General features: G+C 71.3%; 17 protein-coding genes. 11 read left to right on the forward strand and 6 right to left on the reverse strand.

Annotated elements, in window-relative coordinates:
• Nucleotides 1-921: an NAD-dependent epimerase/dehydratase family protein gene (locus tag ACWEPL_RS49890; RefSeq protein ID WP_452440471.1), complete on the reverse strand. Its 921-nt coding sequence runs from the start codon at nucleotides 919-921 to the stop codon at nucleotides 1-3.
• Nucleotides 918-1511, reverse strand: a complete 594-nt coding sequence (locus ACWEPL_RS49895; protein WP_452440472.1) for a dihydrofolate reductase family protein — start codon at nucleotides 1509-1511, stop codon at nucleotides 918-920. The genes ACWEPL_RS49890 and ACWEPL_RS49895 overlap by 4 nt, the downstream gene beginning before the upstream one ends.
• 92 nt (nucleotides 1512-1603) lie before the next feature.
• Here ACWEPL_RS49895 and ACWEPL_RS49900 point away from each other — a divergent pair, with 92 nt between their 5' ends.
• The 3 genes from ACWEPL_RS49900 to ACWEPL_RS49910 all read left to right on the forward strand — a co-directional run bounded on the left by ACWEPL_RS49900 (nucleotide 1604) and on the right by ACWEPL_RS49910 (nucleotide 3891).
• Nucleotides 1604-2056 carry a winged helix-turn-helix transcriptional regulator gene (locus ACWEPL_RS49900; RefSeq protein ID WP_452440473.1) on the forward strand — a complete coding sequence of 151 codons (453 nt, stop codon included), beginning with the start codon at nucleotides 1604-1606 and terminating at the stop codon, nucleotides 2054-2056.
• A gap of 498 nt (nucleotides 2057-2554) precedes the next feature.
• The gene (locus ACWEPL_RS49905) at nucleotides 2555-3553 is read left to right on the forward strand and encodes an NmrA family NAD(P)-binding protein (RefSeq protein WP_452440474.1); all 999 of its coding nucleotides are present in this window, start codon (nucleotides 2555-2557) and stop codon (nucleotides 3551-3553) included.
• A 107-nt stretch (nucleotides 3554-3660) separates the two neighbouring features.
• Nucleotides 3661-3891: a hypothetical protein gene (locus ACWEPL_RS49910; RefSeq protein WP_452440475.1), complete on the forward strand. Its 231-nt coding sequence runs from the start codon at nucleotides 3661-3663 to the stop codon at nucleotides 3889-3891.
• A gap of 349 nt (nucleotides 3892-4240) precedes the next feature.
• Here the strand turns inward: ACWEPL_RS49910 and ACWEPL_RS49915 are convergent, their stop codons facing one another.
• Together ACWEPL_RS49915 and ACWEPL_RS49920 are read right to left on the reverse strand one after the other, a co-directional pair.
• Nucleotides 4241-4891 carry an NAD(P)-dependent oxidoreductase gene (locus ACWEPL_RS49915; protein ID WP_350741353.1) on the reverse strand — a complete coding sequence of 217 codons (651 nt, stop codon included), beginning with the start codon at nucleotides 4889-4891 and terminating at the stop codon, nucleotides 4241-4243.
• 46 nt (nucleotides 4892-4937) lie between these two features.
• A complete protein-coding gene (locus ACWEPL_RS49920; protein WP_452440476.1) occupies nucleotides 4938-5579 on the reverse strand; it encodes a DsbA family protein in 642 nt (213 codons plus the stop codon).
• A 139-nt stretch (nucleotides 5580-5718) separates the two neighbouring features.
• Between ACWEPL_RS49920 and ACWEPL_RS49925 the strand changes: the two genes are divergently transcribed.
• The 4 genes from ACWEPL_RS49925 (at nucleotide 5719) to ACWEPL_RS49940 (ending at nucleotide 9894) form a co-directional block, all read left to right on the forward strand.
• Nucleotides 5719-6636 carry a helix-turn-helix domain-containing protein gene (locus ACWEPL_RS49925; RefSeq protein ID WP_452440477.1) on the forward strand — a complete coding sequence of 306 codons (918 nt, stop codon included), beginning with the start codon at nucleotides 5719-5721 and terminating at the stop codon, nucleotides 6634-6636.
• A 165-nt stretch (nucleotides 6637-6801) separates the two neighbouring features.
• On the forward strand, nucleotides 6802-7389 hold the full coding sequence (locus tag ACWEPL_RS49930; RefSeq protein WP_452440478.1) for an HD domain-containing protein: 588 nt from the start codon (nucleotides 6802-6804) through the stop codon (nucleotides 7387-7389).
• Nucleotides 7390-7675: 286 nt separating this feature from the next.
• Nucleotides 7676-8221, forward strand: a complete 546-nt coding sequence (locus ACWEPL_RS49935; protein ID WP_363968252.1) for a hypothetical protein — start codon at nucleotides 7676-7678, stop codon at nucleotides 8219-8221.
• Nucleotides 8222-8646: 425 nt separating this feature from the next.
• On the forward strand, nucleotides 8647-9894 hold the full coding sequence (locus ACWEPL_RS49940; RefSeq protein WP_363968254.1) for a sensor histidine kinase: 1248 nt from the start codon (nucleotides 8647-8649) through the stop codon (nucleotides 9892-9894).
• 93 nt (nucleotides 9895-9987) lie between these two features.
• Here the strand turns inward: ACWEPL_RS49940 and ACWEPL_RS49945 are convergent, their stop codons facing one another.
• On the reverse strand, nucleotides 9988-10551 hold the full coding sequence (locus ACWEPL_RS49945) for a TetR/AcrR family transcriptional regulator (RefSeq protein ID WP_363968256.1): 564 nt from the start codon (nucleotides 10549-10551) through the stop codon (nucleotides 9988-9990).
• A gap of 68 nt (nucleotides 10552-10619) precedes the next feature.
• Between ACWEPL_RS49945 and ACWEPL_RS49950 the strand changes: the two genes are divergently transcribed.
• Both ACWEPL_RS49950 and ACWEPL_RS49955 read left to right on the forward strand, forming a co-directional pair.
• A complete protein-coding gene (locus ACWEPL_RS49950; RefSeq protein WP_452440479.1) occupies nucleotides 10620-11408 on the forward strand; it encodes an ABC transporter ATP-binding protein in 789 nt (262 codons plus the stop codon).
• A complete protein-coding gene (locus ACWEPL_RS49955) occupies nucleotides 11405-12730 on the forward strand; it encodes an FtsX-like permease family protein (protein WP_452440480.1) in 1326 nt (441 codons plus the stop codon). The genes ACWEPL_RS49950 and ACWEPL_RS49955 overlap by 4 nt, the downstream gene beginning before the upstream one ends.
• Here ACWEPL_RS49955 and ACWEPL_RS49960 read toward each other — a convergent pair.
• The gene (locus ACWEPL_RS49960; protein ID WP_452440481.1) at nucleotides 12714-15902 is read right to left on the reverse strand and encodes an ATP-binding protein; all 3189 of its coding nucleotides are present in this window, start codon (nucleotides 15900-15902) and stop codon (nucleotides 12714-12716) included. The genes ACWEPL_RS49955 and ACWEPL_RS49960 overlap by 17 nt on opposite strands.
• A gap of 173 nt (nucleotides 15903-16075) precedes the next feature.
• On the opposite strand from ACWEPL_RS49960, the gene ACWEPL_RS49965 reads away from it, so the two are divergent.
• Entirely contained in the window at nucleotides 16076-16564 is a 489-nt protein-coding gene (locus tag ACWEPL_RS49965) for a hypothetical protein (RefSeq protein ID WP_363968263.1), read from the forward strand.
• A gap of 97 nt (nucleotides 16565-16661) precedes the next feature.
• Nucleotides 16662-19841, forward strand: a complete 3180-nt coding sequence (locus tag ACWEPL_RS49970; RefSeq protein ID WP_452440482.1) for a S8 family serine peptidase — start codon at nucleotides 16662-16664, stop codon at nucleotides 19839-19841.
• Nucleotides 19842-19988 lie beyond the last annotated feature (147 nt).

Genomic DNA, 19988 nt, shown 5'->3' on the forward strand with positions numbered 1-19988 from the left:
CTAGCGGGGGTTCTCGGCGCGCCAGGCGACGTAGTCGGCGACCGCCTTGGCGAGGTCGAAGGCCGGTGCGAAGCCGGTGTCGTGGGTGAGCCGGGTGGTGTCGAGGTAGGGGTTGTCGCCGGGGCCGGTCTGCCGTCCGGGCAGGAGGTCGAGCCGCAGGCCGGGAGTGATCGCCTGCACGGCGTCCGCAAGCTCGCGGTTGGTGAACGGTCGGCCGCTGGAGACGTTGTAGGTGTCGTGCCGCAGGGTTTCCGCGGTCGTCAGCAGGGCGATCGCGCGCCCGGCGTCGGATGCGTAGCAACTGTCGCCGCCGTCGTCGGCGTACAGCGGCTGCGGCTTCTCACCGCGGAGCACGGCGCTGATGTACGGCGGGATGTGGTTGAACGGTGATTCCGGGTCCATCAGCGGTCCCCAGATGCTCCCGATGCGGAGCACGACCGGCTGGACGCCGCTGCCCTGGAGGCTGTGCGTGGTGAGCGGCTCGACGGCCTTCTTGAAGGCGACGATCAGGTGCGGCAGGTTCGCGGTGGGCAGCGCGAGCTCCTCGTGCCAGCGGGTCTCGCTCCGGCCGACGTACACGCCGAGGCTGCTCGCGACGGCGAACCTGCGCACGCCCCACGTGCGGGCGGCGTCCAGCGCGTTGAGCAGGCCGATCGTGTCCTTACGGAAGTAGCGGACCGGGTCCTCGCCGGGGATGCTGCCGGCGAGATGGACGACGTCGCTGATGTCGTGGCGATCGGCGAGGGCCAGGAAGGCGTCCCGGTCGGTGACGTCGAGAGGCTCCACGCTGACCCGGCCGGCGAGGAACGACGGGACCTCGGTCCGGCGGTGTGCGGTGACGACGACCTCGTGTCCGAGGTCGACGAGCGCGCGGGCGGTGTGCGCGCCGATCATGCCCAGCCCGCCGGTGACGAGGATCATCGGACCACCTCGTAGTGGAGGTGGGTGACACCCTGTGCCGGTACGGCCTCCAGCAGACGGAGGTGTACGTGCTCGGGCAGCGACTGGAAGAAGGGGCGGCCGCCGCCGAGCAGGATGGGTACCTGGTGGAGGATCACCTCGTCGACGAGCCCTGCCTTCAGGGCCTCGGTCGTGACGCCGCCGCCCATGAGGCCGACGTCCCGGCCGTCGGCGGCCTCGCGAGCCGCCGCGATCGCGTCTTTGATGCCAGTGGTGATGAGGGTTTGCCGGTCGGTCATCTCCGGCGCGGCCCGGTGGCTGAGGACGACGAGCCGGGCTTTCGGGTGTGGGCTGCCGCCTCCGAAACGGTCGGAATCCTCGTAGGTGTTGCGCCCTGCGACGACCGCGCTCGCACGTGCGGCGAGAGCGTCGAAGACGCGGGCGCTCGGCTCGCTCAGTTTGAACCCGTCGAAGACCTGGCTGGGTGTGTCGCCGTTGAAGTACCAGTCGAACAGCATCGTTGCGTCTCCCAGCCCGCGTCCGGCGCCGGGGTCGCGGCCGGTGATGTAGCCGTCGACCGACACCGCGTGGGCGGCGATGACCTTGCTCATGGCGGCAATTCCTTTCTGGAGTTCCTTGAAGAGACTCAATGACCGTAACACTTAAAGTTCCTTAAGGGAACTCCAATGGGTAGACTGACCCCATGCAACGCACCAACTTCGGCGACATGGCCTGCTCCATCGCCCGCACCCTCGACGTCATCGGAGAGCCCTGGTCACCCCTGATCCTGCGTGACGTATGGGCCGGCCTGAACCGGTTCGACCACCTCCAGGCCGACCTCGGGATCTCCCGCAAAGTGCTGACCGAACGCCTCAACCACCTCGTCGACCAAGGCATCCTCGAACGCCGCCCCTACGACAACCGGCCACGCCACGAGTACCACCTGACCGTCAAAGGCACCGAACTGGTCGACCTGCTCATGGTCATGGCCGGCTGGGGCGACAAATGGCTCGCCGGCCAGGCCGGACCGCCCGTGCTCTACCGCCACCACGCATGCGGCGAGATCAGCCGTACCGACCTGCGCTGCGCCCACTGCGGCCAGCCGATGCACGCCGGCGACGTCGACCTGCTGCCCGGCCCAGGAGCGGCCACGTGATCGAGACCGGTTCCACAGCTCGCCGGGAGGCACATGCCCTCCCGTGCGACGAGGTAGGGCCGGCCACAGCACGAACACGTCCACGGACACCAGCGGCGACGACAGAGGGAACACCGCGGGACCGAGCCACCGCCTCGGTTCCGGCCCGCGGCGCAGTGCGATCGATGATCATGATTGCGCTCCTTCCGGTTGCCGAGAAGTCTCGCGGCTCCGCCGCTCGACCGGCAGATGCCGATGTGGACTGTCATCGGTGATGAACGCCATCGCGAGTTCGGTGATATTTGCATCTGTTCCCGGAGGCCCGCCGCCGCAAGGCGGCCCGGGTATCCAGTCGGGAAAGCCGCGCATTTGCGGGTCGGCGGCAGGGCGACGGCGAGCGGGTACGGGTGGAGACCGGCCCGGTGCCGGTGACGCCTGATCTGCGAAAAGGAAACGTTCTACGCCCTCGCAAAGGGGCAGGTCACCGTCTATGACGCGGTGGCTTCAGGACGACCTGTCGTGGAGCCGCTCGGCAGTTCTTCGAGCTGTTCCGCCTGCCCGACGGACATCGCACGACCGCGCACTGAGCCCGTGCGGCGCCCGCGCAAAGGACTCCGCACTTCTCCAGAAACGGAACCCGTGATGGAACGCAATCTTCTGGTGATCGGGGCGACCGGAAAGACCGGTCGCCACACCGCCGAACTGCTGCTTCAGCGCGGCCACCACGTCCGCGCGCTCGTCCGCCGGGTCGATGAGCGCTCCGAGAGGCTCGCCGGACTCGGGGCGCAGATCGTGGAGGGCAACGTCCTCGACCTCAACTCCTTGGCGGAGGCGATGAAGGGGATCGAGGCCCTGTACTTCACCTACCCGATCCTTCCCGGCCTGATGGACGCCACGGCGAACGTGGCCCTGGCTGCGGAGGAGCACGCCGTACAGGCGATTGTGAACATGTCGCAAATCTCCGCCCGCCGCGACTCCGCCAGCAACGCGGCACGCCAGCACTGGGTCGCGGAACGTGTGCTGGACCGCTTCCCGGTGGCCGTCACCCACATCCGTCCGACCTTCTTCGCCCAGTGGCTGATCAACACCTGGGCCGACGGGACCGGCGAACTGCGGCTGCCCTTCGCCGACGGACGCCATGCCCCGATCGCTGAAAGCGACCAGGCAAGGGTGATCGCGGCCATCCTGGAGGACCCCGCCCCGCACGCCGGCAAGATCTACCCGCTGTACGGGCCGGTGGAGCTCAACCACTACGAGATCGCCGAGAAGATGTCGCAGGCGCTCGGCCGTCAGGTCACCTACGTGCCCATCAGCCTCGACGAGTTCAGAACCATCCTCGAGGGCCGCGGCGCCTCGGAACACCTCATCCAGCACCTTCTCGCCGTCGCGGTCGACTACCGCAACGGCATCTTCGCCGGCACCAACGATGTCGTGAAGAAGATCGGCGGCACCGACCCCCTCGATGTCGAGAGCTTCGTCGCCCAGAACCGGGCGGCCTTCGACCTGCGCACCGCCTGAAACCCAGGATCGGCCCGTGGGTTCGGCCTGGAAATCACGCGCGGAGCTCGCGGCAGGACATCAGGTGGTGGCATCCGCGAGCAGTTCCCCGATGGGGACAACTGTCCGTGCCGTCGGATGTGACCGGCCCCGGGAGCATCCAGGCGGCAGTCGAACGGTTCGGACGCATCGACGTCCTGGTCAACAACGCCGGCACCGGCCTGCTCGCCGCCGAGGAAGATTCCAACGAAGCCACGGTGCGCGCGCCGTGCTGCCGCTACTGCGGCACCTGCGTTCCGGGCACGTCAGCTCCGTCGTGGGCTTCGCCACCGCGCCGGGCCTCTTCCGCATCGATGTGATCGACGACTACGCCGACACCATGCCTGAAGCCGCTACGGGGCTCAAACACAGCTCGTCCAGCCCCGCACGGAAGCGGTGCCCCGTGCCCTGGAGCTCGGTGAGGGCGGCGGCGGGGATCTTCGGCGAGCCGGATCTCTGGGGGGCGACCTTTGTCGTGGTTGCCCGCGGCGAACGGCTGTCTGCCATCACACGGCGGTTGGGCCGCCGCGGGGAACTTCGCGGCAACGGAAGCATCGGCGATGTCGTCCAGGCGGGCATCCCTCACCGGTCGTTGTGCGTAGTTCCCCGCGTTGCCGGGCCGGAGGCTGCAAGAGCCGTGGCGGGCCGAAAAGGCTGTGCGCCTGTCGGTCAGTAGCCGACGGTGAAGCGCCGCCCACGGTGCCTGGGCTGCTCGATCTCGTCGACGAGGGCGACCGCGTAGTCCTCCACGGTGATGGTGCTGTTGCCGTCGTCGTCGGTGATGAGGTCGTCCAGGGCGGTGCGGTAGCTGCCGGTGCGGGTGCCGGGCTCGATCATGGCCGCGGGGCTGATGTTGGTCCAGTCGACGTCGGTGACGGTCCGGTAGTAGTCGAGGGCGTCGCCGTGGGCGTGCATGATCTGCAGCAGGAAGTCGGGCAGGCCCGGGGCGTCCCACACCTGCTTGCCGTCGGGGGTGCGCAGGGACCCGGCGCCGCCGACGGTGATCAGGCGGGGTGCCTGCCCGCCGAGCGTCCGCAGTCCTTCGGTGAGGGCGACGGCGGCAGGCTTGATGGTGGCGATGTGGCCGGGGCCGTCACCGCCGCCGACAGCGCTGACGACGACGTCGCCGCCCTTCGCGGCGGCGGCGACCGACTGGACGTCGAGGACGTCGCCGGTGGTGACGGTCAGGTTCGCGTGGTGTTCGGTGACCTTGGCGGGGTCGCGGACGACGGCGGTGACGGTGTGGCCGCGGTCGAGGGCCTCGCGGACGATGGCGGAGCCGATGGTGCCGTTGGCGCCGAAGACAGCGATGTTCGTCATGGCAGTGTTTTCCTTTGTGATCTGTTGTGGTGGTTCGGGGGGGTGGTCAGGCGGAGGTGGGGGCCATGTGCCGGTCGAGGGCCTCGGTGAGCTCGAGGGCGCTGGAGATCGGCCCGCCGAGCCGGTGGATGCCGGTGGGGGTGTGCAGGAGCAGGGTCGGGTAGGCGTCGACGCCGAGCCGGCGCAGTTCCCGGAAGCCGTCTTCGGCTTCGGTGCGGGTGGCCGGGTCGAGGATGGCTTCGGCGACGGCGTCGGCGTCGAGGCCGTGCCCGGTGGCGATGGACCGGTACACGTCGAGGTCGGAGAGGCTGTGGCCGTCGACGCACCAGGCGCGCTGGAGTGCGCTCGCCAGTTCCAGGACGCGTCCGGGAGCCTGGCGGCTCAACGCGACCAGGCCGACGGCGGCGTCGGTGGAGTCCAGCACCAGGGTCCCCTCGGCCAGGGCGTGCTTGTAGCCCTCCCCGAAGGCGACCCCGGTGGCGGCGGCGATGCGCCGGCTGGCGGCCGGGATGTGCGGGTACGCCGCCACGGGCAGGGCGCGCGGGCCCGAGAAGAGGCCCCCGGACAACACCCGCAGATCGATACGGTCCGCGTTGCCGTCGGCGAACTGCCGCAGCGCCGGGCCCAAGCCGTAGCACCAGCCGCAGTAGGCGTCGAACGCGTACGTCAGACGGAAACGGTCTGTCATTCGGGCCTCCTGACATTGGTAGAAGTCAGTCATCGATATCGGCCGGGAGCTGCGACGTCCTTGCCGCCGCATATGCTCTCGACTGAGTTCAAACATAGGAGCCGCGAAAGGCTCCGCCCAGGTACGGTGAGGTCTCGTCGTGGTGAAAAACGGACACGAAGCGATCCCGGAGATCCAGTACGTCCCGCCGGCGGCCGGCGCGGCCGGTGTCGAAGTGATGCCGATCGCCGAGCTGCGCCGCCGCCTGCATCGCCACGGCGGGACGGAAGGCGCCCGGGACGCCGAGGGAGCGGGCCGCGCACAGCGCCCGGACTTCCACCTGCTCCTCACGGTGAAACAGGGGCTGCTGTGGCACATGATCGACTTCGCGGACTACGCCGCCACCGACAGCACCTGGCTGTGGGTCCGCCCCGGCCAGGTACAGCGCTTCGGCGACCTCAGCGCGGCGACCGGCACTGTGGTGCTGTTCCAGCCCGACTTCCTCGACCCCGCCACCGCCGCCGACGTCCGCCTCGACGACCCCTTCGGACGTACCCTGTGGCAGATCACCGCAGAGGACGCCCCCGCCCTGCACCTGGCCCTCGACCACCTCGCCCACGAATACGGCACCACCCACATGCCGGCCCCCACCCGCTCCGCCATCCTCCAGCGGCTGCTCGCCGTGCTCCTGCTGCGCCTGACCCACTTGACCGCACCCGTGGGCACCCTGCCCGCCGAGCACGCGGAGACCTTCCAGCGCTTCCGCGCCGCCGTCGAAACCGGCTTCACCCAGGCCCGCGACGTCGGACACTACGCACGTGCCCTCGGATACTCGCCGCGCACCCTGACCCGGGCCGCGCTCGCCGCGGCCGGCGTCGGCGCCAAGGAGTTCATCGACCGTCGCGTCGTGCTGGAGGCCAAACGCCTCCTCGCCCACGGCGAAGAACCCGTCGCGGGCATCGGGGCCCGCCTCGGCTTCCTCGACGCCAGCAACTTCGTCAAGTACTTCGTCCAGCGCACCGGCACCACACCAGCCACCTTCCGTAGCCGGTACCGCCCGGCCCGGGCCGCCCGCTGAAGCCGCCAGACAGACCTTCAGGCGGTGCCGTCCACCAAGAACGAGGCGCGGTGCGCTCCCTGGGCGCGATCAATCACGCAGCACACACCGGGCATGACCCGATCCTGGCGATGCATGGCACTCGGGCCTCTTCTCGTTCTTGCTCCGCCCTCATACGTTCGGCGCATGAACGACATATTCGCCCTGCCCACGGGGCCGCTGGCCGATGCGGGCCTCGCCCTCGTACAGAAGACGGAGAGCGCGCCGATCGCCGACCACAGCATCCGCAGCTTCCTGTTCGCCCGCCTGCTGGCCGAGCAGGAAGGCTGCCTGAACGATGCGGCTTACGACGAGAACCTGCTCTTCGCCGCCTGCGTGATGCACGATCTGGGGCTGGGCACCCTCGCGGCCGGCCAGGCCCGGTTCGAAGTGGAAGGCGCCGATCTGGCGGCATCCGTGCTGACCGAGCACGGCATCGCCACGGCGGACGTCGACCGGGTGTGGGAAGCGATTGCCCTGCACTCCTCCCTGGGCATTGCCGACCGGCGCGGGCTGCTGACCTACCTGACGCACAAGGGTGTCTTCTCCGACGCCGGCGTCTTCACCGACCTCGGCGCCGCGATGCTCCAGCAGGTCTACGCCACATACCCCCGGCCCGCCGACGACCGCTCTGTCACGGACGCGATCGTCGAGCATGCCTCCCGATCCCGGGCCGCGGCACCGCCGTACTCGATCGCAGCCGAGTTGCTGCGCCGGCGGCAGGCCGGAGCGTGACCTCTGAGAGCCCGCACATGACCTGTTGACCGTGCGGTCCCGGGCCGAGCCAGCTTGACGTTGGAGATCACCGCGCCCCACCACATCGCCGGCACCAGTTCGGAATTCCGATGTTCGTACGGTGCATCGCTTGCCGTACAGCGTATCGCTTCCTTCACCCGGTGGTGTGAATGGGTTCCCTCGTACGAGGGAGGCGCGCCATCGGCCCTTGACGGGAGCCTTGCGGTGTCACGGATGTTCGACGTCGGGAGGGCGTGTGGCTGCTTCGCTGCGGGTTCGGAGGGCGGTGTATCTGCTGCTGTGCGGGCTCCTGCCGTGGGCGGGGGTGAAGACGGTGTGGACTCTGGGCGGTGATGCCCTTGGAGTGAGCGGGGAGGCCTGGCTGCGGGGGGTCGAGAGCGATGGGGATGCCGTCTATCAGGCGCTGGCGGCCGTTGGCATTGACCTGACGGTGCTGGCGGCGCTGCTTGGCGTGTTTCTCGCTCTTGGGCTGGTGCATCGGTGGGGAATGGTCTTTCCGCGGTGGACCCTGTTTCTCGCCGGGCGGCGGGTGCCCGCCTTCCTGCCCCTGGTCCCGGCCTGGGGGGTGGGGCTGTGCCTCGGCGTGTACGGGGTTGTGCTGCTGGTCCTGGCGCCGCTCAGCGTTGTCGGGGTGATTCCGCGGTTCGCGCCACCGGCGCCCTTCACCAGCAGCGGGGACGTGACGTGGATGATCTTGTTTGGCGGGCTGGCCTTCGGAGGGCTCGGGGGTGCTCTCGTCGTGGGAGCGTGGTCCTACGGACGGCGCGTGTCTGCGGCGAAGCGGGCCGCCGTGGAACCGGACGTGCCCTGAGGCTGCCCCGCCGCAGCTCCCGTCCCGGTCCGCGCGCCACGCCCGGCAAAGACGGGCCCGCCGTCCGGCGTACGCCCATGAAACGGCTGCCGTCGATCGGCGGCGGGTCGAGCACGGCGGGCTCGTTCCGTCGCGGGACTCGGCGGTGCAGGGCGGTCCTGCTCGGCGTCGTGATGGTCATCACCGGCGCCAGTTGGCGGCGTAGGAAGCGGCGGGCGGCGGGGAAAGCCCATGAGCAGGCCGTGCCCATCCGCGGAGACTTGGCCGAGGCTTTCCCCCAGCATTGTCCTGGTCCAGGACTGTTTCACTACTTTGGGGGTGTGGGCAGCTATTTGTCGAAATTGCGCCCGCGGTCGATTCGCGGGCGGCTCACGATCTTGAGCGTCGTCTGCACGCTGCTGGTCCTCATACCCATGGCCCTGTTGATGAGCAAGATGATCTCAGAGGCGATCGCCGACATGGCATGGCAGGACACGCAGCAACAGGCGGTGCTGGCGGCCGCCGCCGTACGCGCGGGTGTCCTGCCTCGCACGGTCAAGCCGTCGGTGCCCGGGGTCGATCTGTTGCAGGTCGTGAGTCCCAGCGGGCATGTGCTCGCGGCGTCCCCGACGGCCGGCAGCGAGCCGATGGAGAAGCTGGTGCCCTCTTCCGGCGGTTCGATGGAGAACAGCCAGACCTGCGCCAACCCCGCGCCAGGCTGCCTGCGCATCACCGCGCTCCGGGTGGACGGGCCCGGGTCCCCGATCGTCTACGCCGCCCGGCGCACCACGACGCTGACGTCCACCACGTTCGTCGACTCCATCGTGGCGGCGCAGGCCGCCATCCTGGTCGCCGGCGTCGGGTGGATCGCCTGGGAGGTCACCGGGCGCATCCTGCGACCCGTGGAGGCCGTCCGGTCCCAGCTCGCCACGATCACCCTCAACCATCTGAGCGATCGCATCACCGAGCCGAAAGGCGACGACGAGATCGCCAAGCTGATCCATACGCTCAATCAGACGCTGCTGCGGCTGGAGCGGGCCACCTACGAACAGCGGCGGTTCGTGGCCGACGCCTCGCACGAACTGCGCACCCCGCTGGCCGGGCTGCGCGTCAAGCTGGAGGAGGCCCAGATATATCCGCAGGGCCGGGACGTGGATGGGCTGCTCACCGAGACCTTGGGCGACGTCGACCGGCTGCAGGCGATCATGGGGGATCTGCTCATGCTCGCCGGGCTCGGATCCAGCACATCCGCGGCGCGCGAGAAGGTGGACCTGGGGGACCTGACCCGTACGGAACTGGGCCGGCGCGCCGACCGGATCCCGGTCCGGGCGAGCCTGGCGGAAGGTGTCACGGTGCAGGGGGTGTCCAGCCAGCTCACCCGCGTGCTGACGAACCTGCTGGACAACGCCCAGCGGCATGCCCGCGAAAAGATCGAGGTCGAGGTGCACCGCGATGGGGGGCAGGCCATCATGGCGGTCGGCGACGACGGCCCGGGCATCCCCGAGGAAGATCGCGAGCGGGTCTTCGAACGGTTCACCCGGCTGGACACGGCCCGCAGCCGCGGGCACGGCGGCACCGGTCTGGGCCTGGCGATCGCCTCCGACGTCGTACGCTCCCACTCGGGAACCATCGCCGTCCTGGACTCCGCCTACGGCGGCGCCTGCTTCGAGGTGCGCCTTCCCCTCGCGCCTTAGTGCCGCCTTCCGCAAAGGGCATGGACCGACCGTCGGCGCAGGTCGCCCCTCGGCGGACGTCCCCAGCCGAGGGGTGGCAGCGCAGGGGCGGTGTCATCCGCGACGGCCGGAGCCGAAGCCGGCGGCGGCGAACTGCTCCGCCGTCGGCGCGCGTTCAGGGTCGGTGAGCCATTGCGAGGCGAGCCCGACGAGCAGGGCGAGGTAGTGCGATCCGGCCGCCTGGACCTCCCCCGGATCGCTGTCCGGCCCGAGGCCGGCGAACGCCCGCGCCAGCGATGCCCGCGCGAGCTCCTGACCGCCGGCGATCATCCCCCGGATCTCCTCGTCCTGCCGCGCGGACGCCACGGATTCGAAGTTGACGAACCACAGCGATCGGTTGGCCTGGATCGAGTCGATGATCCGCCCCCACAGGGCTTCCTGATCGCCGGACCGCGTCCCGGCGGGTTCTTCGAGCACGGCGAACAGCAGCTCACCCCACTCCGTGTTGAGATCGCGCAGGGCCCGCGTGAGCAGTCGCTCCTTGGACCCGAAGTGGTAGTTGATCGACGCCTGGTTCGCCCCTGACGCCGCGACCAGGTCTCGCACGGTGGTGTGCGCGTACCCCTTGGTCAGCAGGCAGTCGCGCGCCGCCAGCAGCAGCTTGTCCTTCGCACTCACATGCCCTACGGTATCAAATAAACGTTCGTTTAAGATGTTCGTTTAAAACAATCATTTAGAGAGGTTCCATGACCCCGTACGCCACCGCCGCGCCCGCGCCACCCGTGCTGCGCATCCGCGGTCTACGCTGCGAGTACCCGGGAGAGGCCGGGCCGGTCCATGCGCTGCGCGGCGTCGATCTCGATGTCGCCCGGTCCTCCTTCGTCGCGATCATGGGACCGTCGGGTTCCGGCAAGACCACGCTCCTGCACTGCGCCGCCGGGCTGCAGCAGCCGACCTCCGGCTCCATCGAGCTCGACGGGCAGGACCTTCGCTCGCTCGATCAGACCCAGCTCACGCAGTTGCGCCGGCGCCGCGTCGGATTCGTCTTCCAGTCGTTCAACCTTCTGCCGGCGCTCTCGGCCGTCGACAACGTCGAGCTCCCCCTGCGCCTGGACTCGCGGGAGACGACGCCGGCGCGCACGACCGACCTGCTCGCCCGCGTGGGGCTCGGCAACCGGGGCAGCCACCGCCCTCACCAGCTGTCCGGCGGCCAGAAGCAACGCGTCGCGGTCGCGCGAGCGTTGATCACCGACCCCGACGTCGTCTTCGCCGACGAGCCCACGGGCGCCCTCGACATCCGCAGCGCCAGGGACGTCCTGCGGTTGATGCGCGAGCTCGCGGACCGCGGCCAGACGATCATCATGGTCACGCATGATCCGGTCGCCGCCTCCTATTCCGACGCCGTCCTCTTCCTCGCCGACGGCCGGATCGTCGATCACCTCCCGCGGCCCACCGCACAGCAGGTCGCCGGCAGAATGGCCGTCCTGGTCGAATCGGCCGAGCAGGCCGCCAACGACGCGGCGGCGAGCCGATGATCAAAATCGCCATGCGCTCCTTCGCGCATCACCGTGCCGCCGCGATCGCCACCGGCCTGGTCGCGCTCGTCGGCACGATCCTGGTCACGGGCATGATGAGCCTGCTCGGCACCGGGCTGGCCCGGAGCACGGCCGCCGGCGACCGCGCGTTCCTGGTGCAGTTCCCGCTCATCATGGGCGGGTGGGCGGTCGCGATCGTCCTGTTCGCCATGGTCTCGACGATCAGCGTCGCGCTCGGCGGCCGGGCCGGGGAGATCGCGGGCATCCGTCTCATCGGCGCCAGTCCTCGGCAGGTGCAGCAGTTGCTCGCCATCGAGACGGCGGCCGTCTCGGCCGTCACGGCGCTCCCGGGCCTGGCCGGCGGCTACCTCGTCGGCTGGATCGTCATGCGGAGCATCCATGCGGCCGGGCTCACCGACGCGGCCTCGGTCTTCGCGCCCGGCGTGCTCCTCCCGGTCCTCGGCATGCTCGTCGTGCTGACCGCGAGCGTGCTCGCCGCGTGGATGGGCAGCCGCACCCTCGCTCACCGCAGCCCGGTGGCCGACGCGTCCCCGCCCCCGCGCCGTCGTACCGTGCGGCGTCCGGAACGGCGGCGCCGTGTCGCCGCGACGATCATCATCGCCGCCGGCCTGGCCTCATCGACCGGGGTACTCGCCATGGACCCGGCCGACGTGCTCACCACCGCGATGACCGGACCCGGCTGCGTACTCGTCGCCGCCGGCCTGTGCATTCTCGCCCCGGAGCTCGTCGTCACGGCGAACGCCACGCTCAGCGCCTTCCGCCGGGCACAGACCACCGCCCCGTCCCGCCTGGCCGCGATCAACCTCGCCGTGGCCCCGGACCGGGTACGGCCGACCGTGACGTTCCTGACCCTCTTCGTCGGCGTCGCCGCGGGCACGCTCAGCATGCAGGGCATCGAGAACGGCTCCGGCACGGCGAACGGCACCGCCCAGGTCCTCGCCTCGATCAACTACTTCGTCGTCGCCCTGATCGCGGCGTTCATGGCCATCGCCCTCACCAACAACCTCGTCGCCTCCATCACCCGGCGCCGCTCCGAATTCGCGACCATGTCCCTGATCGGCGCGACCGGCGCCCAAACACAGCGCATGCTGGTACGCGAGATCGGCACGGCCACCGCCATCAGCACCGTCGCCGGAAGCGTGGGGGCGTTCGTCACGGTCCTGCCCTTCGCCGTCGTCAAAACAGGCAACCCCCTGCAGGCCGCGGCACCCCTCCCCTACGCCGTCACGATCGTGGTCGGGATCGGCGTCACCCTGGGCGTCACGTCCGTCGTCGGAAGGCGCGTCATCCGCGCGGCGTGAGACCGTAACGGGCCGGGGAGCGCTCGGTCAGCTCCTTCGCCCTGCGGTGATCGTACGGTGCGCAGAGCCGTTCGGCCGTCCTCATGGCCTGTTCCGCCGCTTTCCTCGCGGCCTTCCGCCGTCCCCCGTGGGCCAGGACGAGGGCGCGGGCCCAGCCGATGCGGGCCGCGGAGCCGGGGTGGCGGGACTGGAACCCGGCCAGGTGCCGGTCGAGCCGACGCGCCGTGGCGGCGTCCGGGGGCAGGGACACGAGCAGTTCGGCCAGGCCGGACCAGCATTCCAGCAGGCCGCGCCGGCCCGCCGGCAGGCGGGCGGCCAGCTCCAGCACCGTGGTCAGCGCCTGTCCCGGGCCGATCCGCCCGAGGCGGGCCGTGGCCGTGAGCAGGCGCATCTCCTGGATCACCGGCATGACCGTGCCGTCACGCAGGCCGAGTCGCTGCTCGTGGGCGCGGCGGCGGTCGGTCGACGCGCGGGCCGCCGCCAGCACCTGCCCGATCCGCTCCGCGCTCGTCCCGTCGAGGCGCAGCAGCGCCTCGGCCTGGCCGATCAGGCACCAGTGGCGGCCGATGTCGTCGCCGCCCACCCGCCTGGCCGCCTGCTCCGCCGTGGCGGCGAACAGCTCCGCCGCCTGCTCGAAGTCGCCGCGCCACAGGGCCGTCTCGGCGAGCATCCCCGCGCAGTTCTCCGCCACCCGGGGGTCGACCGTCCTGGCCCGGCACTCGGTGAACGACGCGCACGCCGCCTCGAAGTCCCCGGCCGCGAGCAGATCCAGCCCCCTGGCCAGGCGGGCGCGGCTCGCCGGCTCGGTCGGGTGGTCGATGTCGCTCAGCGATCGATCGGCGAGGGCGCCGTAGCGGGTGGCCAGGCGATGTCGTCCGGCGACGCGGGCGATGGTGGCGAAGTTCGCGTACGCCTCCGCGCGCAGGGCCGCATCCGGCGTCCGATCGGCGGCGTTGAGCTGGCGTGACGAGGCGGCCAGCATGGTGAGCAGGTCCTGCTGGTGGTAGGCCAGCCGCGCCAGGAACGTCAGCGCCTGCGCCGCCTCGGCCTGCGCCGAAGCCCCTGAGCGACGGATCGGCAGGACGCGGTGGAGGACCTGGCGGGCGGCGGCCGCCAGGACGGCGGCGGCGAGGCCGGGGCGGGATGTCGGGAGCGGCTCGCCTATCGTGTCGAGCGCCGCCCTGGCCAGGCGGGTGGACTCGCGCTCCCTGGCCAGCTGGTGCTCGCTGACGCCCGCCATCCGCAACCACCGCGCCCGAAGGTACGGGGCCTCGCGCGTACGGGCGAGGTGCCGCAGGACGACGGCGCCGGACTCCTCGTACAGACGCAGGCGCAGGCACAACACCCAGTAGCGGTCGAGGAAGCCGGGCCGGCCGGACACCGCCCAGGCCAGCCGGATGTTGTCCAGCTCCACGCCCAGCACGCGGGTGACCTCGGTGTCGGAGGCGTCCTGGAGGGCGGCGGCGTGCCGGTCGAGCAGGCGAGTGAAGTGGGCGGCGTGCCGTTCCCGCACCGCGCGGCGCTCCCGGGGGTTCAGGTGTCCGGCGGCGAACTGCCGGATGACGGGGTGCAGGACGTAGCGGCCGGACGGGGCGAGCTGGATCATGCTGTGATCCACCAGGTGGACCAGGACGCGCGGCGTGGTCCCGGCCACCTCCAGCGCGGCCCGGAGCGTGCAGCCGCCGCTGAACACCGACAACGCCGCCAGCGCAGCTCTCCCGGCCGGGTCGAGCAGCCGCCAGGAGGTCTCGAAGACCGTACGCATGCAGGCGTGCCGCGACCGGGCGGCCGGCCCGTCGGCCGACAGCAGGCCGGCGTCCACGCCGAGGCGCTGGGCCAGCTCCGCGAGCGGCACCGCGCGCAGCAGGCCGGCCGCCAGCTCGATGGCCAGGGGCAGGCCGCCGATGGCGGCGCAGATCGCGGCGACCGGGACGGCGTGCGGGCCGGGGTCGAAGGCCGGTTGCGCCCGTACGGCCCTGGAGGCGAACAACGCCTCAGCCTCCGGGCCCGGCAGGCCCGCCACCTCGAACGTCACCTGTCCGGGCACGTCCAGGCGGCGTCTGCTGGTCGCGAGGATCCGCACTCCCGGAGCGGTGCGCATGATCCGCGCGATGACCGGGTCGATGGCCGGCAGGTGTTCGAGGTTGTCCAGTACGAGGAGTTGATCGCGGCCGGACAGGGCGGCCAGCAGCAGGTCAAGGGCGGGGCGCTGCGGGGAGAGGTCCACGCCGAGACGCCGGGCCAGCGTCGTGACGGCCGCCTCCGGGCCCACCCCGGCGAAGGACACGAACGCGCACGACGACGTGGCGGCGGCGATGGCCAGGCGGGTCTTGCCGACGCCGCCGGGGCCGAGCAGGGTCACGAGGCGTTCGCAGGCCAGCAGCGCGCGCAGTTCGCGGATCTCCGTCTCCCGGCCGAACAGGTCGGTACGGGGCACGGGCGGCGCGGCGCGGACCTGCCGGCCGGCCGCCGCCTCCGGCGCTCGTACGGAGGTGACGAGCTGCCGGCGGACGGCCGCCGTCTCCGGCGCGGGCTCCACCCCCAGCTCGTCGGCCAGGCGCCGCCGCAGGTCGTCGTAGCAGGCCAGCGCCGCACCCCGGTTCCCGCCCCTGGCCAGCGCCGTGATCAGCAGCCGGTGCGCCTCCTCGTCGTACGGATCCAGCCCGGCCACCAGCCGCGCCAGCCGTACGAACTGGTCGGGCGGCGCGGAGCCGGCCCGCAGCAGGAGGTCGCGCAGCAGGAGCCGGGTCCGCCCGCGCTCGGACTCCAGCCAGCCGCCGAACGCCGGGGCGTCGCAGAACCACACGCCGTCCATGAAATCGCCGCGCCACAAGCGCAGCGCCTCGGCCACGGTCGGCGTCTGGGCCAGGCGCCCGTGATCGACGAAGCAGCCGTCGCCGGCGCGGAAGCGTACGTGGTCGCGGGTGATGTCCAGCCACCCGCCCACCTCCTTGCGCAGCTCCGACAGCGCCAGGCGCAGGCTGCCCCGGGCGTTGGCGTCGGGCCGCTCGCCCCACAACAACGCGGCCAGCTCCGAGCGCGGTCGCGGCCCCGGCGTGGCGGCGAGGTAGCAGAGCAGGGCGCGCGTCTTGGCGGCGCGGATGTCCACCGGCCGCCCCGCGACGGCCAGCTCCGGCGGACCGAGCAGCAGCAGGGTCAGCGACTCTCCCATAGAAGCAGCACAGTAGGCGCGCCCCGGTCGCGCGGCTGTGCCAAAAGGCGCATATGGAACGTGCTCTCCGTCACTGACCTGGGCTCTCACGATCCGCTCACGCTGCCGGCCCCACTCTGATGCCGCGTTCCGCGACAGCGGCAGAGCACACCTCACACCGTAGGAGAAACAGGATGCGCACTCAGAAACTGATCCCCGCGCTCGCACTGACGGCGACCCTGGCCGTACCGGCGGCGCTGGCCGTCGCACCGCCCGCCGGCGCGACGGCCAGGGCCGCGACCTGCCGGGTGGAACTGGACTACATCGACTCGAACAACGTGGACGAGTCCGACGGCGTGGACGAGATCCGGATCAACCTGGGCGGGATCATGTATCCCGCCGGCAACAACTGGGTCAACATGTGGGCCGGCTCCCGTGCCTACACCGCTTCCTTCGGCAGCCCGAGCGCCACGATCAGCTCCTCCGGCTCGGCGCTCTACAGCCTGCGCGAGGTCACCCCGCCGTGGGTCTCCGGCGGCACCACCCTCGGCACGATCACCGCGCAGGGCTCGGTCTGCGCCACGCTCTCCACGGGGCAGTCGGTCGGCCTGGTGAAGACCATCACCGGCACCGACGACACCTACTACTCCTACTACATCAGGCTCGTGATGACCGGCCTCTAGCAGGCGTGAACGTGAATGGTCGCATCGGCAGATACATAGTGATCCACTGTCGACGATCAGGAGCTTCACAGTGCGTAAAGGAGCCAGAGCGGCCGGGGTGTTACTGCTGACCGCGGCCGCGCTCGCCGCCTCACCCACCGCCACCGCGCAGGCGGGGCAGCAGAGCGCGGCCGGGGCGGAGGCCCGGAGCGTCACCTTGATCACGGGCGACCGGGTGACCGTCGTGGGACCGGACACCGCGCTCGTCGAGCGGGGCGAGGGCCGCGACGAGGTCATGTTCCACACCCGCCGGGACGCGGGCCGGTTACGCGTGATCCCCGGCGACGCGCTCCCGCTGCTCAGGGCCGGACGTCTCGACGAGCGACTGTTCGACGTGACGACGCTGCTCGACTACGGATACGACGACCGCCGCGGCTCGCTGCCGCTCATCGTCACCGGGGCGGAGCGGCCGGCCTCCCTGCTCCGCGGCGCCCGGTCGGCCGCGCTGCCCGCGGTCGGCGGCTACGCCGTACAGGAGGAACGCGCGCAGGCGACGCGGTTCTGGCGGGACCTGGCCGGATCCACCGGCCGGGCCGGGCTGCTCGGGACGCGCGGCAAGGTCTGGCTCGACGGGTTCAGGAAAGTGTCGCTGGACCAGAGCGTCAAGCAGATCGGGGCGCCCGACGCCTGGGCCCGCGGCCACACCGGCAAGGGCGTGAAGGTGGCCGTGCTCGACTCCGGCATCGACGCCACTCACCCGGACCTCGCCGGCAAGGTCGTGGCCAGGCGCGACTTCACCGAGGAGCCGGACGAGCGCGATGTCGTCGGCCACGGCACGCACGTCGCCTCCACCATCGCGGGCAGCGGGGCCGCCTCCGGCGGGCGCTACCGCGGCGTGGCTCCGGACGCTGCCCTGCTGGACGGCCGCGTGTGCGAATCCGTCCTCTGCTCCGAGTCGGCGATCCTGGCCGGCATGCAGTGGGCGGCCGAACAGGGCGCCCAGGTCGTGAACCTCAGCCTCGGCACGGCGGACACGCCGGAGACCGACCCGATCGAGCAGGCGGTCCAGACGCTGACCGAGCGGTACGGCACGTTGTTCGTGGTGGCGGCGGGCAACTCCGGGACCGATCGGTCGGTGTCGTCCCCGGCCAGCGCGGATGCCGCGCTGGCGGTGGGCGCGGTGACGAAGTCCGACGAACCGGCGTCGTTCTCGAGCCGCGGACCTCGCGTCGGTGACAACGGGCTTAAACCGGACATCACGGCCCCCGGCGCGGAGATCACCGCGGCCCGGAGCAAGGACAGCCCCGGCACCGGCTCGTACGTCACCAAGTCCGGCACTTCCATGGCCACCCCGCACGTGGCCGGTGTCGCGGCCCTGCTGGCCGGTGAGCATCCCGGCTGGAAGGCGGACACGCTGAAGGCCGCGCTCATGGGCTCGGCCAAGCCCAACCCCGCTGTCAACGTGTACGGGCAAGGCGCGGGCCGGGTGGACGCCGCTCGCGCGACGCTCCAGAACGTGACCGCCGAACCGGCCGGCATCGGCTTCCCGCGACAGGAGTGGCCGCACGGCGACGACGAGGCGGTGACCAGGAAACTGGTCTACCGCAACCACTCCGACACGCCGCTCACCCTCACGCTCGACGTCCGCGCGGGCGAGGCGTTCACGGTGTCGCCTGACACGATCGTCGTCCCCGCGGGCGGCACGGCGGAGGCCGCCGTCACCGCCGACACCAGTGCCGCCGGGCCCGACGGCTTCATCGGCGGGTACGTCGTGGCCTCCGGCGCCGACGGCGTCAGCGTGAGCACCCCCGTGGCGGTGGAGAAGGAGGTCGAGAGCTACAACCTGACGATCAGGCACACGAACAGGGCGGGCGTTCCCACCGGTGCCTTCGAGACGGGCATCTTCCGGTTGGACGCCGAGGCGCTGCCGATCGTGCTGTTCGGGGGCGCGGAGACGACCACGCTGCGGTTGCCCAAGGGCAGGTGGCTGTTCGACACGACGGTGCTGGACGAGGACGGCGTCACTTTGCTCGTCCAGCCGGAGTTGCGACTCGACGCCGACCGGACGGTGGACGCCGACGCCCGGCTCGGCCGGCCGCTCGACGTGACCACGCCGAGCGCCGACGCGAAGCTGGTGCTCGGCCAGGTCGTCTACCAGCGGCGCGGGCCCGGCGGCACGCCGCAGGACCGTGGATGGCTCGGCAACCGGTTCGATCGCATGTTCACGGCACAGCTCGGGCCCGACCGTGACTACGAGGGGCTGCTGACCATGGTGGCGGCTCACTGGGCGGGGGCCGACACGTACCGGATGGCCTGGTTCGAGCGGGGCAGGGTCGTGACCGGGTTCCGGCGTGACACGACGCGGGAGCGGCTGGCCACCATACGCACCGACTACGCGCGCCATCTGCCCGGCGCGACCGGCGAAGCGGCGAGCCGGGCCTGGCCACACGACGGGAAGATCTCGACCTGGCTGGCTCCCGACCCCGTCATCACCCCCTCGGTGCGGACGGAACACGTCAACACCGGGGACGGCATCCGCTGGCAGCGTTACCTGTGGGAGTACGGCGCGGACGGGCGGGTGAACCAGTTCGAGTCGGCCTTCCACCGGTACCCGGCGGGCCGGGTCACGAGAGAGTGGTGGAACCGCGGCGTGTTCGGCCCGTCCCTGCCAGTGGGCGACCAGGAAGGCGGCACCGTCTCCCGGACCGGTGACGTGATCTCGGCCGACCTGTGGATGTTCGGCGACGGGCGGGGCTCCCTCGGCTGGTCCTCCCGCGCCACCGAGCGCCTGACCCTCTATCGCGGCGGCGAACGCGTCGGCGAGGCGGCCGGCCTTCAGGCCCGTTTCGAGGTGCCGGCCGGCGAGGCGGGATACCGGCTGGTGGCCGAGGCCGAGCGCGGCGTTCCCGCCGTGCTCGGCACGCGCGTGTCGGTCGCGTGGACGTTCCGTTCGGCGACCGCCGCGGACGGCACCGTGCGGCTGCCGGTCTCCGTGGTGACGTTCACCCCTGCGCTGGACGCGGAGAACGCCGCGCCCGCGGGCCGGCTCTTCACCGTGCCGTTCTCCGTGCGCCCGCAGCCGGGCGGCTCGGGGGGACGCCCGCGGGAGACGACCGTCGAGGTGTCCTACGATGACGGCGCCACCTGGGCGAAGGCGGAGGTGAGAGGCTCACGGGTGGTGCTGCGGCATCCCGTGGGCGACGGGTTCGTGTCGCTGCGGGCCAGGTCCGGCGACACGGCGGGGAATGCGGTGGAGCAGACGGTGATCAGGGCTTACCGGATCGTCGCGACGGGCTGAGCCCGTAGGGACCACGTTCAGAGCTCGCCACCCCGACGCCAGCGGGGCGGCGAGCATGCCCACCAGCGCGGCCAGCTCGGGGTCGCTCTCGTACCGTCGCCGGTGCAGGTCGGCGATCTTCTCTCCCATCTGCGGGTCGTCATCGTC

It is taken from the genome of Nonomuraea sp. NPDC004186, assembly GCF_053603495.1.